This is a genomic window from Prevotella communis (assembly GCF_022024115.1).
GTDB lineage: Bacteria > Bacteroidota > Bacteroidia > Bacteroidales > Bacteroidaceae > Prevotella > Prevotella communis.
This window is the reverse complement of sequence record NZ_CP091792.1, coordinates 1,261,178-1,277,023: the sequence shown is the minus strand read 5'-3', so window position 1 is coordinate 1,277,023 and position 15,846 is coordinate 1,261,178. Positions and strand designations below refer to the sequence as shown.

10 protein-coding genes are annotated in these 15,846 nt (G+C 45.3%); 2 read left to right on the top strand and 8 right to left on the bottom strand.

What is annotated here, in order from left to right:
* Positions 1–13 precede the first annotated feature (13 nt).
* The 8 genes from L6468_RS04905 to asnA all read right to left on the bottom strand — a co-directional run bounded on the left by L6468_RS04905 (position 14) and on the right by asnA (position 7,696).
* Complete coding sequence (locus L6468_RS04905; RefSeq protein WP_237795888.1) at positions 14–991, bottom strand: metallophosphoesterase; 978 nt, start codon at positions 989–991, stop codon at positions 14–16.
* Entirely contained in the window at positions 988–1,794 is an 807-nt protein-coding gene (locus L6468_RS04900) for a vitamin B12 dependent-methionine synthase activation domain-containing protein (RefSeq protein WP_237795886.1), read from the bottom strand. Before L6468_RS04900 ends, L6468_RS04905 begins: the two co-directional genes overlap by 4 nt.
* Entirely contained in the window at positions 1,791–3,134 is a 1,344-nt protein-coding gene (locus L6468_RS04895; protein WP_237795884.1) for a dihydroorotase, read from the bottom strand. Before L6468_RS04895 ends, L6468_RS04900 begins: the two co-directional genes overlap by 4 nt.
* Positions 3,118–3,873 carry a DUF4369 domain-containing protein gene (locus L6468_RS04890; protein WP_176944249.1) on the bottom strand — a complete coding sequence of 252 codons (756 nt, stop codon included), beginning with the start codon at positions 3,871–3,873 and terminating at the stop codon, positions 3,118–3,120. The genes L6468_RS04895 and L6468_RS04890 overlap by 17 nt, the downstream gene beginning before the upstream one ends.
* Before the next feature lie 90 nt (positions 3,874–3,963).
* The gene (locus tag L6468_RS04885; protein ID WP_091815525.1) at positions 3,964–4,365 is read right to left on the bottom strand and encodes a hypothetical protein; all 402 of its coding nucleotides are present in this window, start codon (positions 4,363–4,365) and stop codon (positions 3,964–3,966) included.
* Positions 4,349–4,702, bottom strand: coding sequence for a hypothetical protein (locus L6468_RS04880; RefSeq protein WP_091815522.1), 354 nt, complete (start codon positions 4,700–4,702; stop codon positions 4,349–4,351). Before L6468_RS04880 ends, L6468_RS04885 begins: the two co-directional genes overlap by 17 nt.
* Positions 4,703–4,737: 35 nt before the next feature.
* Positions 4,738–6,522: a DNA polymerase III subunit gamma/tau gene (locus L6468_RS04875; RefSeq protein WP_237795876.1), complete on the bottom strand. Its 1,785-nt coding sequence runs from the start codon at positions 6,520–6,522 to the stop codon at positions 4,738–4,740.
* A gap of 136 nt (positions 6,523–6,658) precedes the next feature.
* The gene (gene asnA, locus L6468_RS04870; RefSeq protein ID WP_091853074.1) at positions 6,659–7,696 is read right to left on the bottom strand and encodes an aspartate--ammonia ligase; all 1,038 of its coding nucleotides are present in this window, start codon (positions 7,694–7,696) and stop codon (positions 6,659–6,661) included.
* Positions 7,697–7,932: 236 nt separating this feature from the next.
* On the opposite strand from asnA, the gene L6468_RS04865 reads away from it, so the two are divergent.
* Both L6468_RS04865 and L6468_RS04860 read left to right on the top strand, forming a co-directional pair.
* The gene (locus L6468_RS04865; RefSeq protein WP_237795874.1) at positions 7,933–12,462 is read left to right on the top strand and encodes a rhamnogalacturonan lyase family protein; all 4,530 of its coding nucleotides are present in this window, start codon (positions 7,933–7,935) and stop codon (positions 12,460–12,462) included.
* Between the two features lie 130 nt (positions 12,463–12,592).
* Complete coding sequence (locus tag L6468_RS04860; RefSeq protein ID WP_237795865.1) at positions 12,593–15,751, top strand: pectinesterase family protein; 3,159 nt, start codon at positions 12,593–12,595, stop codon at positions 15,749–15,751.
* Positions 15,752–15,846 lie beyond the last annotated feature (95 nt).

Below are 15,846 nucleotides of genomic sequence, written 5' to 3'. Positions count from 1 at the left end.
TATATTTATTATGTTATTTCTTATGAAGGGTGATAACCGTAATCTCGCCAGGCACGCCCACACGGAATGGGACAACACCACTGAGACCACTGGAAACGTAAAGACAACGATTAGCAACGGTATAGAGTCCGCTATACTCCTTGTATTTCAAGAAGGCTGGAGACAAGCCAAATAGCGAGAACTGTCCACCATGGGTATGGCCACTCAATGTCAGTTGCACATGACTATGAGGCAGAATCTTGCGACGCCATGCAGAAGGATCATGTTCCAAAAGAACAACGAAATCCTGCCGTTTGACACGATAAAGTGCTGACGACAAATCGCCTTTCTGCGGAAAGCGTACGCCATCGCCATCATTTTCCATACCTGCAATGACAAGACGCTGATCGCCACGATGAATAAAGCAACGTGCATTATTCAGTGGGATCCACCCTAATTCCTCATCAAGTCCTTCACGGAGCCCAGAATTGGTATATTGCTCCAAGGCATCTCCATCATCATACGTCGTATAGTCATGATTGCCCAAGACAGAATAGACACCATCCTTGGCCTTGATACTTGACAGGAGCGTCCTACAGGGCTCTATCTCACTGGGCACCTTATTCTGCAAGTCACCAGTAAAGACCACCATATCTGCATTCTGGGCATTGATACTGTCGACAGCTGTTTTCAGCAAATCCATCCTCTTGCCGGTGAGCGTACCTGTATGTACGTCACTGAACTGCACAATGGTATAACCATCAAAAGCCTCTGGGAGATCCTCGAATGACAAGTCCACATGCTTGACCTCAAACTGACTGACACCCACATAAGCACCAAAGAGAAATATGGGCCAAAGCAGACATAATGGTAAGATAGATGTCCATTTCAACCAACGACGTTTGGTGAAATAGCATGTGACACCTGCTACCAAGGAAAGGAAAAGCATGATACCCCACCCTATATAAATATAGGTATCAGGCTGAAGTAATGTGATATGTGTCTCGTTCATATATTTGCGGAAAGGAATTTACGTATTGTTTCTACAGGCATCTGACGACGACGGGCATAGTCGGCCAACTGATCTTCACCTATCTTACCAATAGAGAAATAATGTGACTTGGGATGGGATATCATCAGACCAGAGACACTGGCATGAGGTCGCATAGCACCACTCTCAGTCAGAGAGATACCAATCTGCTTCATGTCAAGTAAGTCGTCAAGGAGGAAATTCATGCTGGCATCTGGTAAGGAAGGGTACCCTACTGCAGGACGAATACCCTGAAAATGTTCCAGTTGCATCTCGTGGATAGACAAGTTTTCGTCAGGCGCATATCCCCAATAGTGTCTGCGTACCTCCTCATGCATTCGTTCAGCTGCTGCCTCTGCCAAACGATCAGCCAAGAGTTGTGCCATCATCTTCAAGTAGGGATCATGGTCAAAATCAGTCTCCATACCTTTGTCTACAGAGGTAGCAAACAAACCAATTCTGGATGAAGGATGCAGGGATTCAGATGATTGGTAAGGTAAGAGAAAATCAGCAAGACAAAGAAATTCACTTTCAGCTTGCTGCTGACGTAGCATTGGCAATCGTTTGCCTGTACTGTCAATAACAATATCATCATTATCAGAATGAGCATCAACGATATCAAAAAGCGCGTAAGCCTGATATTTCCCGTCGTACGCTTTCAGAAAGTCCTCTGCCTCCCTTCTCACACGTTGCTGGTTTACTTCGTCTTTCACCTGCCAGGCAAAATAGAAGTAAGCCCAGTTGATATAGGGCACAAGGTCTCTGATATCGTAGATAAGTTTCATCGGAACGCAAGTGGCTGACCAATATAATCTCGATCTACGACACCATGATGATATACTGAATGACCATTACAGAATGTTTGCTCCACGCGCCAGTTGAAGGTGTGCCCCTCCATAGGACTCCAGCCGCATTTGCTTTCAATCACCTCTGGCGTCACTGTCCAAGATGACTTTGGACGTACAATGACGAGGTCGGCCTGATAGCCTTTACGGATAAAGCCACGATGACGTACTTCAAACAACGTGGCAGGATTATGCGCCATGAGTTGCACCATCCGTTCAATGGACAGCACTTTCTGGTCAACCAATTCTAGCATGGTTGGCAATGAGAACTGTACCATCGGCATACCACTGGCAGCCTTGGCACATCCTCCCTGTTTCTGTGACAACAGATGAGGTGCATGATCAGTGGCAATGGTAAAAATACGTCCATCATTCAATGACTCACGCAGCATGAACTGATCTACAGGACTCTTGATAGCTGGATTCACCTTGATACGTGCTCCCAAACGTTCATGGTCAAGCATCGTGAAATAAAGGTGACCCACCGTAGCCTCAGCGGTGATTGAAGCCATTTTCCCCTGTTTAGTAAAAGGAGGTATCAGTTCCAACTCATCAGCTGTGGAGATATGGGCTACATGCAAACGGGCATGATGCTTCTTAGCTAATTCAACTGCCTTGGTAGTTGATGCCAGACAGGCTTCCTCACTACGAATCAGGGCATGCAAAGACACCTGAGGATCATCGCCCCAGGCTTTCTTAGCCTCCTCCATGTTACGATTGATAATCGTGGTATCTTCACAGTGTGCCATGATAGGCAATTTCGCTGAAGCAAAGATACGATTCAATGCCTCATCACGATCCACCAGCATATTGCCTGTGCTGCTACCCATGAAGAGTTTGATACCTGGAATACGATGTACATCGAGCTTACTAAATAAGTCTACATTATCGTTTGTAGCGCCAAAGAAGAAGGTATAATTCACGTGACTGCTCTTGGCTGCACGCTGGAACTTATCTTCAAGGGCTTCTATCGTGGTGGTCTGCGGAACAGTATTAGGCATCTCAAAATAGGAGGTCACGCCACCTGCAGCAGCTGCACGACTCTCACTCTCGATATCAGCCTTCTCGGTCATGCCAGGCTCACGGAAATGAACATGTGTATCAATGATACCAGGCAGGACATAACAACCTTTGGCATCGACGACAGAAGTAAATGATGATTCCTGAGGAATATCCTTACCGTCAATGACGTCTACGATTCGTTCGTTTTCAATAACAATGGCGCCTTCGAAGGTACGTCCTTCGTTGACGATACGTCCTCCTTTAATTAGCGTTCTCATTACCATTCAGGATATCTTGTATCGTTGCATCGTCAATTTCAGAGGGGAGCGTAGCCTCACGAGGCTCAGGTTTCTCAATCATCTCACTCTCTGTCACACTCTTATAAAACTCAGCAACCAAGGGATGGTTCTTGAACGCATCCGGTGCCTTGCTCATGATATGTTCCACCTGAGGAACTGACGTTGCCATTTGCACAAACACAAAGGGAGCCAGTACGTTATCAAAGTTCTCTTCAACAAAACCTGAAACCAGGCTATCCTCTTTCTGAGCGATGACAGCAGCCTCAGCATTAAGGATGCGTTCTATCTCATCCTCATCAACACCATCAAGCAGCATCTGACTGTAACGATGGTCAAGTTCTACCATCTGATTCTGCAACTGGGTATGCTGATCCAAGAAGTCGTAAAGCAAATCATTAAGTGGAGAACCACTCACTTTCTGCTGTCCATTATCAATGGTTATACTGATATCACCTTTCTCTACTACCAAGGGCATCAAACTCTGGTCATCCATAAATAAAGAAGCTACCTGAACAGTATCAAGGACACCCGAGAAATGGAACTTTCCATGCACCACCTCGCAGGAATCAAGATTTGACAATTTCTTGTCCTTAACCACCTTCAAATAGAGTTTACTGCCATCCAGCCTTGAGACTGATGACGTACCTTGTATCACATAAGACTCTGAGCATGAAACCATCAGAGCCATGAGCAAAAATAGATATGTAAGGTTCTTCATTTTAACCATCTGCTTATATTTTGCAAATGTACAACCTATTATTGAACTAGAGAAAAAAATTTGCGCAATTTAAAACAATTGCGCAATCTTTTATAGTTTTTTTGCCTCTTTTTCCAGTTCACTACTGATTCTATAGGTGGTATAAAGCTGCAAGACAGCCGCCACCAGCAACACAACGACCCAGTTATTATTCACATATTGCAGGTAAATAATCCTATCCAGCCCCAAGGAATTATCCTGAGACGCAAACATGAACACCGCAGTCAGCAAAAGCAGTACATCACTGAACAACATCACACGACGCAAGCGGCGAATCGTGAAATCACGTCCTTCATAACGCTGCAACATCTGCATACTTGCATAGCCTATTGCACCAACAGCATAGACATAGGGGAAATAATACCATCTGAAGATACCGGCACCGGCACCTACAACCATCAACAGAGCACTCACCATAAAGATGGCATTCTGCCATTTATTCAATTGTTTCATCCTTTGAATTCTTTTGTTGGAACTCGCGCTGGTCGTCGCTCAAAACAAAGATATCCTCTTCGTCAGTCTTCATAAAGAAGCGCTCACGAGCCACTTTTTCCATTGCTTTTGTATTACTCTGCAACTGATGAATCTGAGTCTGGTCACGACGATACTCTCCTTCATAGTGTTCAATCTCGTCTTTCAGTTCACTGATTCTCATTTTGTTACGAAAGTGCCCCCAGATACTATTGGAGCCTACGAAACCAATCAGTACGACACCAATAACCAACACAACACCATATTTCACAAACGGTATTGCCAGAAAAGCCTTGATTGTTTCCTTTATTTTCTTCATCTTATTGCAGTTGCAAATTAAAACTCATCACTTTCTTAAACCAACTCCAAGCCAAACTCCTTACGCAGTCGCTCAATAGCTGGGTTCTTGCTTGTCATCAGGTCAAACTGCTGTCGTCTGGACAGTACCACCTCCCGTTCGGTTTGGTCAGCCACAGAAAGAGACAGCGTAATCTTATTATTTCTGAGATAGATCTTCAGCGTATTCACAATACTGCCTCTGATCTGTTCCATCTCATCTTTGATAATCTCATTTGGCACTACCACCTCCACCTCTGGCATACGACGAATGACAGGATTCATATTCTTCATTCTGGCCGCAATACCACTAAGCCGTTCAGGCATTCTGTTGCACATAGCTACCCACTGCAACTGTAATTCATCCAACGAGAAATTTGCCTGCTCAGTTGATTGTCCGTTTGAAGCAGCAACGTCTGACGGAAGCTGGATCTTCAATTTTCTTCCTGAACCGCGCAGATTATTCCATGTGATACCGATACTCCCGGTTTTCAGAGTTGGCCTGGGAGTCGAGGGAGCAGATGGAGGAGGAGTCTGGGGCGTATTACTTACAGAACCAGTTTGAACAGGTTCAACAACTTTACTCTGACTCTGTGGCGCAGCCACGGCCACCTGTGGAGCCGCCTTCGGTTTGGGCTGTGCCTGCTGAATCAGTTGCTTAAACAGGGATTTCAATCTTCTGGGCTGACGCCCATTTGCCGGCCCCTCCTCGGGCTGTGTCAACTGGGCAATTTCTATCAGTGTCAATTCCACCAGCAAGCGTTTATTACCCGACTGACGGTAGTTGATATCACACTGATTCATCAATTTCAGAGCACCATAGAGGAAACGCGTATCAGCATGCTGTGCCTGTTCCGTATAGCGTTTCTTAGCCTGATCACTCACTTCCAGCAAAGGCAATGTCTGGGGGTCCTTCGCCATCAGCACATTACGCACATGCTTAGCCAAGCCCTGAATGAGCAAGCCGCCATCGAAGCCATTACTGATGATGCTATTGAGTAGCACCATGATATCGCTCACTTTATTCTGTATGGCCAAATCTACCATACGGAAATAGTTGTCCGAATCCAACACATTGAGATCTTCTATCACCTTCTGATAAGTGATATTACCCTGACAGAACGATGCTGCCTGGTCAAAGATACTCAGTGCATCTCGCATACCACCATCGGCCTTCTCTGCAATAACCGCCAGCGCCGCATCCTCATACTGGATGCCCTCTTTTTCTGCCACGTGTTTCAAGTGATCGATGGTATTCTGCACCGTCATACGCTCAAAGTCGTATATCTGACAACGACTCAGGATGGTGGGCAGAATCTTATGCTTCTCTGTAGTAGCCAGAATAAAGATGACATGTGCAGGGGGTTCCTCCAATGTCTTCAGGAAAGCATTAAAAGCCGCCGTAGACAACATGTGGACCTCGTCAATGATAAAGACCTTGTATTTTCCCACCTGCGGAGGAATACGGGTCTGTTCCATCAACGTCTTGATATGTTCTACCGAGTTATTTGAAGCAGCATCGAGCTCAAAGATGTTCAGTGAGCGCTGCTCATTAAACGACTGACAACTCTCACACTCGTTACATGCCTCTCCATCTGCCGTCGGATTCTGACAATTGATAGCCTTCGCAAAGATTCGCGCGCATGTTGTTTTACCGACGCCTCGTGGTCCGCAAAACAAGTAGGCATGAGCCAGTTTGCCGCTCTTCACGGCATTTTTCAGCGTAGTGGTCAGAGCCAACTGCCCAACCACCGCATCAAACGACATCGGTCTGTATTTTCGTGCCGAAACAATATATTCCATATTTTTTGTTAGTTTGCGCTTGCAAAGTTAACAAAAAAAGCCAAAAGTGGAAAATGAAAAGTGAAAAATTTGCACCGCTTCAAAATTATTATATTTGCGGAAGCAAATTTTTCACTTTTCACATTACCCTTTATCCTTAAATCAGCGGCATACCCAAATCCTTGCACTCTTTCCGCATTTCATCGGGCCAGATAGAGGCCTGAATCTCACCGATATGGGCTTTATGAAGCAACACCATGCAAAGACGACTCTGACCAATACCACCACCGATACTCAAAGGCAGTTTATCATTCAACAGCTGCTGATGGAAATAGAGTTTCTCACGCTGCTGCTGACCTTCAATCTCAAGCTGACGCAAGAGTGACTCTTTGTCTACACGGATACCCATTGACGAAAGTTCGAAAGAACGCCCTAGCACAGGATACCAGATAAGGATATCACCATTCAGTCCCTTACGTCCGTCCTCTGCCACTGTCGACCAGTCATCATAGTCTGGAGCACGTCCATCATGTTTCTCTCCATTCGCCAGTTTTCCGCCAATGCCAATTACAAACACGGCACCATACTTCTTACAGATAGCATCCTCACGTTCTTTGGGCGTCTTATCGGGATACATCTGCAGCAGTTCTTCCGCATGAACAAAATGTATCGTCTCTGGCAGGAAAGGCTTTATCTGGGGATAACTCTCGCACACCAGATATTCCGTACGACGAATGGCAGCATAGATACGTGCTACGATATTTTTCAGGAAGGCAAGCGTACGATCCTCACGACGGATAACTGCCTCCCAGTCCCATTGGTCAACATACAGTGAGTGGAGATTATCCAACTCCTCATCAGCACGGATGGCATTCATATCTGTATAGATACCATAACCAGGCTCCACCTCGTATTCTGCAAGTGTCAGGCGCTTCCACTTAGCCAACGAGTGTACCACTTCTGCACGAGCATCACCCAAATCCTTGATGGGGAAAGTAACCGCACGCTCCACACCATTCAGATCATCGTTAATACCTAAGCCCTGCAACACAAACAAGGGGGCTGTTACACGACGAAGACGCAATTCCGTGGAGAGATTCTGCTGAAAAAACTCCTTAATCAATTTAATGCCCTGCTCTGTCTGACGCATGTCGAGCAGACGCTGATAGTCTACAGGTTTAATGACTTGACTCATGTTGTTATTAAAATTTTGGGTGCAAAGATAACAATTAAATATTAAATTGCAAATAATTTACGAATAAAACTTTTCAAAAAGTAAGAATAACACAATTTTCAGTAACTTTTTGAAAGAATACAGTATAAAAAGTCAAGGACAAAATATTAAATAATGTATAATTGACACACTTTTAGTTTTTTCTTCGTAACTTTGCAGCGTCAAAAAAGCTAACTGAAAACTATAAAATATAATCAATGAGACGATTTCTTCTTACAATGACAGCGCTAGTGCTCGCGACAGCAAGCATGACAGCTCAGCGTAGAACAGACCAGTTGGATCGTGGCCTTATCGCTATGAAGACCGCACGCGGTATGTATCTCAACTGGCGTATTCAGGCAGACGAATACTACGATGTATCCTACATTGTGTATCGTGACGGTCAGCCTATCAACGACAAGCCCCTTTCCGTATCAAACTACACCGACACAGAAGGTACCATCAACAGTAAATATACTGTTGCTGCCGTGGTAAATGGTATTGTGAAGAATGTGAGCAAAGTGGCTAAAAACTGGACTACCAGCTACACTGAGATTCAGCTCAATCACGAGGGCATCAAGAGCACACTTGTTCCCAACGATGCCACCTGTGCTGATGTCGATGGTGATGGAGAACTGGAAATCATCATGAAGTTCGACAATCTGAGTGAGATGGAACAATCCTACCCCAAGTATGGTCCCAAAATTGACGGTGTTGACACGAAAGAATATACCATCTTTGAGTGCTTCAAGCTTGACGGAACCCGCTTATGGTGGATCAACTGTGGACCTAACATGGCTGACTTCCAGAATAACGAACAAAACATCATGGCATACGACTGGGATGGTGATGGTAAAGCAGAGTGCATCATGCGTGCTACTGACGGTCTGACCATGCATATGAAAGATGGCAGCACCTATACCGTGGGTGATGCCAATGCCAACGTACGTGGAGCCAATGGAGGAGGTGTAAACTGGTTTATCTGCACCGACGGAGAATACCTACTATATTTTAATGGTGAGACAGGTGCCAAATACCAAGAAATGCCCTACCCCTTGAAACTCCGTGAGACACCCGGTGCTGACCTTGCAACCGAATGGGGTCATTCAGGATGGCAGCATCGCAGTTCGAAGCATTTCTTCGGTGCGCCCTATTTTGACGGAAAGAAACCCAGCATTTTCTTGGCTCGAGGTATCTACACCCGTCATAAGATGATTGCCTATGATGTGAATCCCACAACCCACCAACTCACACAACGCTGGCGTTGGGACTGTAACGCAGGTGGCCCTTGGAAAGGACAAGGTTATCATAACTACTGTGTGGCCGATGTGGACTGGGACGGTCGTGATGAAATTGTGTATGGCTCTATGGTCATCGATGATAATGGTAAGGGGCTATCAACGACAGGCTTCGGACACGGTGACGCAGAACAAGTTGGAGACCTAGACCCCTACCGTCATGGTCATGAAGTATTCGCCTGTATGGAAGACAATCCAGGTACAAACTATCGTGATGCCACCACGTCAAAGGTATACTATCGCTACATCGCCGGCAGTGATGTAGGACGCTGTATGGCTGGCAATTTCAGCAACGCTTTCCCCGGCTCTATGGGTACACCTACAGATATAGGTCCCATCAGTCTTGTTACATGCAAGACCGTTTCTGGCATTACAGAGGCTGGAGTCAATCAGAATATGCGTATCTACTGGGATGGTGACCTACTTGAAGAAACCTTTAACTATGTCAATGGCAAGAACACCGCAGGTTGCATAGCAAAATATGGTTCCTGGAGCCCCATCTACACCATGGACGGTTCTATGACCAACAATGACACCAAAGGCACACCATGTTTTCAAGGTGACATCTTAGGTGACTGGCGCGAAGAAGTTATTATGCGTACAGCCAATAACAATATTCGCATATACTCTACCCCAACAACGACCAAGTGGCGTATCCCTTCACTTTGGTACGACCATCAGTATCGCAACGCCATGGTATGGCAGATGTGCGGATATAACCAGCCACCACGTCCAAGTTATTTCCTTGGCGAACTGGAGGGAATCACCATGGCGCCACCACCATTGACTACGACAGGACGCGTGGAGGTAATGAACAACGGTACCATCGGAAGCAGTCTGAACGGACAGCACGTCATGGTATGCGAAACGACAAATTGCAATGTCACCATTGAGGAGGGTGCCCAACCTGAAATCCTAACATTCAACGTACCTACATGGGTACAAGGTTCGGCAGCTAGCGAGTGTACTACCAAGGACACAAAGATTAACTATGTGACCTATACATGCACTGTAAGCGGAAGCGGTATCAGTGGTAATGGACGTCTGGTAAAACAGGGTGACGGCATTTTGGAGTTGCCCAAGGTTGACATGTCACATACAGGAGAGACGAACATATGGGCTGGTGTACTGAATTTCGACGGCACAATGAAGAATTCCCCTCTCTGGCTCAACCGCTTTGCAGAACTCAATAGCGATGGAGGTCAGTTCCGTTCTATCAAGATGGATTATGCTTCTATCCTGCGCCCTGGTCGCGCAGACAATCGCGGTACAATCACGACCGACAGCTTGCTGTTGGGCTTTGGATCACGCGTCATCTATGATCTCTACGAAGATTTCTCAGCCGACCAAATCAACACAAAGTATTTTTATATTGAAACAAAGAACTGGCAGAATGGTCCAGACTATCTGACCCCTGTGATTGAAATTGCCTATCATGGTGAAGGTGACATTGAACCAGGCAAATACCTCATCGGCAAAGCAACCGAAATAAAAGGAAGCATCAATAACATCCGCATCGAAGGAGTTCCTTCCAACAAAAAGGCAACCCTCATCACGGAGAACGAAAGTCTCTATATTATTATAGAAGGTATGCGCAGTGCAACAACCATCAATTGGACTGGTTCAGAAAGCACTGTCTGGGATCTTGACAATACAACAAACTTCCTAAAAGGTGAAGAGAAGTCAACCTTCGTTACTGGTGATGACGTATTCTTCGGCGACGATGCCACACAGTTTAATGTAACCATCAACAGCGAACTGGAAACTGACACGATATTCGTAGAGAATACCAAGGCTTATACCATACAGGGTACAGGTTCCATCACAGGTAACTCCATGCTCAACAAGAGCGGAAAAGGTTTGTTGACCATCAAAACAGAAAACGCTTACACGGGAGGCAACCGTATATCAGGTGGTGCAGTCATCGTCACATCATTGGCAAACTCTACGCAAGCAAAAGGTAATCTTGGTGCAGTAACTACCAGCGCAAACAAGTTTGTTATCGAAAATGGTGGAGAACTGCGTACTACAGCTGCAGTGACTAATGGTTCTACCATCAAGTTTGAGAGCGAGACAGGTGGTATCATCAATAACTCAGCCGACTTTATTGTGGACCGTGCCATGACTGGCACAAAACTCACGAAGAAAGGTACCGGATGGATGAAACTGAATGTTAATAACACCGGACTTAACACACTTGTCATCGCAGCAGGTACTGTACAGTGTATTAATTCCAGCACACCTGCCAAGACCGTTGAATTCCAAGGCGGTACACTACGTGAGAATACCAGCACCAGCTACACCATCAACGTACCTCAGGGTAAACAGGGATACTGGTACATGGCAAACCGCTCAACCTATTCAAACAAAATCACAGGAACTGGCACGCTGACAGCTTATTGTGTAACAGAGAAAGGTACGAACTACTATGCTACCCGCACCCAAGTACAGTGTGACTTCTCTAACTTTGAAGGCACATTGGTGGCAACCTCTAGTCTCGATGATCCCAGCGTACTGCGCTTCACACTTAACACAAGTAGTGGTATGCCAAAAGGTACAATGAACATTGGTTCCAACGTAGAGGTACAGAACAGTGGCAAGACCTTCCGTATCGGTAAGCTGACTGGTAGTGGTGCCCTTGGCGGTGGTTGCACATTCAGTAATGGCACCAGCGTAGGTGCCAACACATGGCAGGTTGGAAATGACGCCAACTGGGGCTGTTCTGTGAAAGTCACCTCCAATTCAAACCTTGTTAAGTTGGGAACAGGTAAGATTACCTGGTCAGGAGCCAATACCAATACCGGTACTACAACCATCAAGGAAGGTGAATTATGCATTGCGACATCAGGCAAACTGGGTACAGGAAAACTGACCATAGCACAAGGTGCAACCTTCTCTGGCGCAAACTCTACCAGCAAGCAACTGGAGAATGCCTCGGTTGAAGTGAATGGCATACTGCGCCCTGGCAGTTATAACGGTGCTTTCTCTGGCACACTCTTCTTTAGTGGCAAGAATGTCACACTCAATCAGTCAGCAGTTCTCATCGTAGGAACAAATAAGTGTGCCACAGCTAGCGCGAATGGCTGTACAGCCCTGCAGAACATTGGTACACTGACTATCAACGGCACCATTCGTATTGAACCCGTTTCAAGCAACACATTGGCTGTAGGCGACAGCATCCGTTTGTGGAGCAATGTGACGAAGTTTGTTGGCACGCCCACGATCGAGGGCACCAACGGCATTGAATGGGACGACAGCCGCATCAGCGAAGGATTACTCTTCGTGAAATCGATTGCCACAGACATCAAACCTCAATTTGCCGATGTTAAATCTCAGATTGGCAACATCTACGATTTACGCGGTCGCTTGGTTCGAAAGTCAGCCACATCAACAGAGGGCTTGAAGCCAGGTATCTACGTAATAGAAGGACGAAAGTTCGTAGTGAAATAAAACTACATATATTAATAGTAAAAAAACGAGAGAATTCTTTGTGGTTCTCTCGTTTTTTCGTATTTTTGCACGCAGAATAAAACTAAAACAAATAAATCATCAATATTTTATCAATTAACTAAAAAACAACATGAACAAACTATTACGTTATTCTCTGATGAGTTTACTTCTCATCATCTGTGGAGTGGCCCATGCAGAGTTTCCCCTAACAGCAACCTGGGATTTCACGAATTCCAACGTAGTGGCTGCCGCTGTAGCACTATCAGGCAGTACTGAGACTGGACAAATCAAGGCTATTGAAGACAATGGCCTGCTACTCACGATTGAAGCCAACGGACAGACCATCCGCAACAACGGCAACTCTATTCAGACAGGTAGTCCCGTTGTATTCAAGGTGCCAGTGCAAGGTACTAAAGATATTGTAACCGTAGTAGGATACCCAGGCTATTTTGCCTACGCCATCGCTGGTATTGACGCTACCGATGCCACTACAACCATCAACGCAACCATTAGCGACGTGAAAAAAGGCTACGTAGAGATTGTGAACAAAGGACAATACCTGATTTCCATAAGTGTCACACAAAATGAAGACAAGAAAGAAAAGGTAACACTAGACAATGAGGCAGCCTCGGCACACTTCGCATTTAACAATGGTACAGAGGGACAAACAGCAACATACTCGAATGCAGATTATTTTCTTTCTAGCAAAATTACCCATGGAGATGGTCTTGTATTGGAAGGCAAAGACAATAAGAATCTGAACCAGACGTGGTTCAATCCTGTAGCAAAAGATAGCAAAGCTAATGATGGAAATGCCATCAACTTCATTACCACGCCGAAACCCGGACTAATGTTTACAGCCAAGAAAGTATCATTTAAGACGACACGCTATGGAACTAACGGAGGTAAGCTCGACATCGCCTGGAAAAATTCTGACGGCACTTTGGTATCGTTGGCAACAGACAAACAGCCTGCGCGAGACAACGAGACTCCTAATGTGAGTGAGTTTAGTTTTGACATCACTGGAGCAAAGGCAGGTGATGGTGCTTGCGGACTACAGATAAATCTTTACAGTCTTGATAATGGCAAACATGTAGGTTTCTCTGAAATCATTATTGAAGGAACACTCTCTGGCACAGAGAAAGACGTACCAATTTTGACTTCATTCAAGATTAACGACAAAGAATATGCCGTAGAAGACGTATTTGGCGAGCAGTATGAAGCAACATTAAAACTCTCTAAGAAAGAGGCTATGGTAAGTGCTGAGAACAAGTTGACTGATGTTACAGCAGCAAATGGCGAGGTGGGTACTATCACTTACGAAGGCACAGAGACAACCTGCAAAGTAACCATTCCTATGACTGCAGGAGAGACACAGATGAACTATGTGCTCAATATCATCCAGAAGCCCGACTATACCTTGAGCTATATTGATGTAGACGGTAACACCATTTTAAAGACACAGACGGTCGAAGAAGATGGCACCATCGGAGAATTTGCCTATAGCATTGCCGATGTAGAAGCAACAAAAAATGGCTACAAAGCTCGTGGTTGGTTCAAGCAGAACTATCTAGGTGCGAAGTTCACCACTGACGATGTTATTACAGCCGATACTAAGCTATACGCTATTCAGACTGAGATGGAAGTCTCTAGTCTCAGTCGTAAGTACGTGTATGACCTGACTGACCCGAATTTCTTTGACGAAGACCACGAAGGCTTCAATAGCATTGGTCAGGGAAAATGGCACGACAAACAACACGGATGGGAATTCAAACCTGGCGACAAGATTGAATTACTTGTAGGTCCGAAGGCTACCATTAATTTCTCTCTTTGCCAATATTCACCTGCCAGCGCTACAATCGAAGCCAGCAACGGCGTAAGTATCAACGCAAAGGTTGATAATGATGGCGGTGCCGGTTCAATCGACTATGAAGGCGAAAGTGGAACACTGACACTGACACTCAATGGTGGAGCTTATATTCACGACATCACCGTATTTAACACAAGCGAGCCCAACTTCACAAAACAGGGTGAATGGATTATCGTAAAGCAAGGTGATGCAAGCAGCCTGCTTGATGCTATCGAGATGGCAAAAGGTATTGAGAACGTTAAGATCTTCTTGCCAGACGGAACTTATGACTTAGGCGAAACTATGAAGACCATCATCAGCGGAAAGAACATCTCACTCATCGGACAAAGCGCAGAGAAGACCATTATCGTCAACCATCCTCCTGTAGCCATGGAAGGTCTTGACAAGGCAGATCTGCTGAAGAACACCGGTGAAGGTCTCTATATGCAGGATTTATCACTGAAGAACGATCTGAGCTATGGTGGTAACGACGGACGTGCCGCCTCTCTACATGACACTGGCACCAAGACTATCTGTAAGAACGTCATCCTGCTCTCACATCAGGATACCTACTACTCTCATAAAGTTGGTGGATTGTATTACTGGGAAGGTGGAGAACTACACGGAACAGTTGACTATCTCTGCGGTAATGGTAAGGTCTACTTCAACAAAGTAAAACTGGTCAATGAAGTGCGCAATAGTGCAACTATCACGGCTAATTCAGAACTCTACGTATTCAACAATTGTATAGTTGAGAATAATGCTGGCACCTACAACTTCGGACGTGCATGGAGCGACAATCCTGTATGTATTTATCTGAACACCACCCTACTCGACGGTGGTGCTAAACTTGCCGCCACACGTTGGAATCTCAGTGGTCTGAACTGTGACTACAGCATTGCAGGTGAGTATGGAACGAAGAATGCTAATGGTCAGGATATTACTCCGGCCAAGAACGAGGTGACCTTCACAAAACAGAACACCAAACTGAACACCATTCTGGATGCAAGCGCACTGCAGACATACTCTATCGAGAATGTATTAGGAGACTGGGCTGCCAATGCACAGAGAGATGCACGTCAGTTGGATGCTCCAGCACATGCCAAGTATGAGGACAATACAGTGACATTCGATATGACAGACAATGGTATGATAGCTTGCGCCTTGTTCAAGAATGGCGAATTTGTTGCCATCTCTGCCAACGGTGTATTCAACGACATCACCATTGACCCATCAAAAGACGCGCTCACTATCCGCACTGCCAACATGCGTGGTGGATTTGGCCCAGAGGGTCCTGTTGCAGGCACCTTGTCAAGCGTTAATAATGTACAGACAGCAACCAACACATATAATGTAATCTACAATATGCAAGGTATGCGTGTACAGAAGCCTGAAAAGGGATTGTATATCATCAATGGCAAAAAGATTATGAAAAAATAGTCCTTTTTATTGTATCAATTATACATCGGAGGCACTTTTTTCAAGGGTCTCCGATTTTTTTTATAAATAATTTGCTTATTATTAAAAAATTTGTT

What these genes read in the sequence shown, in the direction of transcription:
- L6468_RS04860 (WP_237795865.1), top strand. Translation starts at nt 12,593, where the DNA reads ATGAACAAACTATTACGTTATTCTCTGATGAGTTTACTTCTCATCATC.
- L6468_RS04890 (WP_176944249.1), bottom strand. Translation starts at nt 3,873, where the DNA reads ATGAAGAACCTTACATATCTATTTTTGCTCATGGCTCTGATGGTTTCA.
- L6468_RS04880 (WP_091815522.1), bottom strand. Translation starts at nt 4,702, where the DNA reads ATGAAGAAAATAAAGGAAACAATCAAGGCTTTTCTGGCAATACCGTTT.
- asnA (WP_091853074.1), bottom strand. Translation starts at nt 7,696, where the DNA reads ATGAGTCAAGTCATTAAACCTGTAGACTATCAGCGTCTGCTCGACATG.
- L6468_RS04865 (WP_237795874.1), top strand. Translation starts at nt 7,933, where the DNA reads ATGAGACGATTTCTTCTTACAATGACAGCGCTAGTGCTCGCGACAGCA.
- L6468_RS04895 (WP_237795884.1), bottom strand. Translation starts at nt 3,134, where the DNA reads ATGAGAACGCTAATTAAAGGAGGACGTATCGTCAACGAAGGACGTACC.
- L6468_RS04900 (WP_237795886.1), bottom strand. Translation starts at nt 1,794, where the DNA reads ATGAAACTTATCTACGATATCAGAGACCTTGTGCCCTATATCAACTGG.
- L6468_RS04875 (WP_237795876.1), bottom strand. Translation starts at nt 6,522, where the DNA reads ATGGAATATATTGTTTCGGCACGAAAATACAGACCGATGTCGTTTGAT.
- L6468_RS04905 (WP_237795888.1), bottom strand. Translation starts at nt 991, where the DNA reads ATGAACGAGACACATATCACATTACTTCAGCCTGATACCTATATTTAT.
- L6468_RS04885 (WP_091815525.1), bottom strand. Translation starts at nt 4,365, where the DNA reads ATGAAACAATTGAATAAATGGCAGAATGCCATCTTTATGGTGAGTGCT.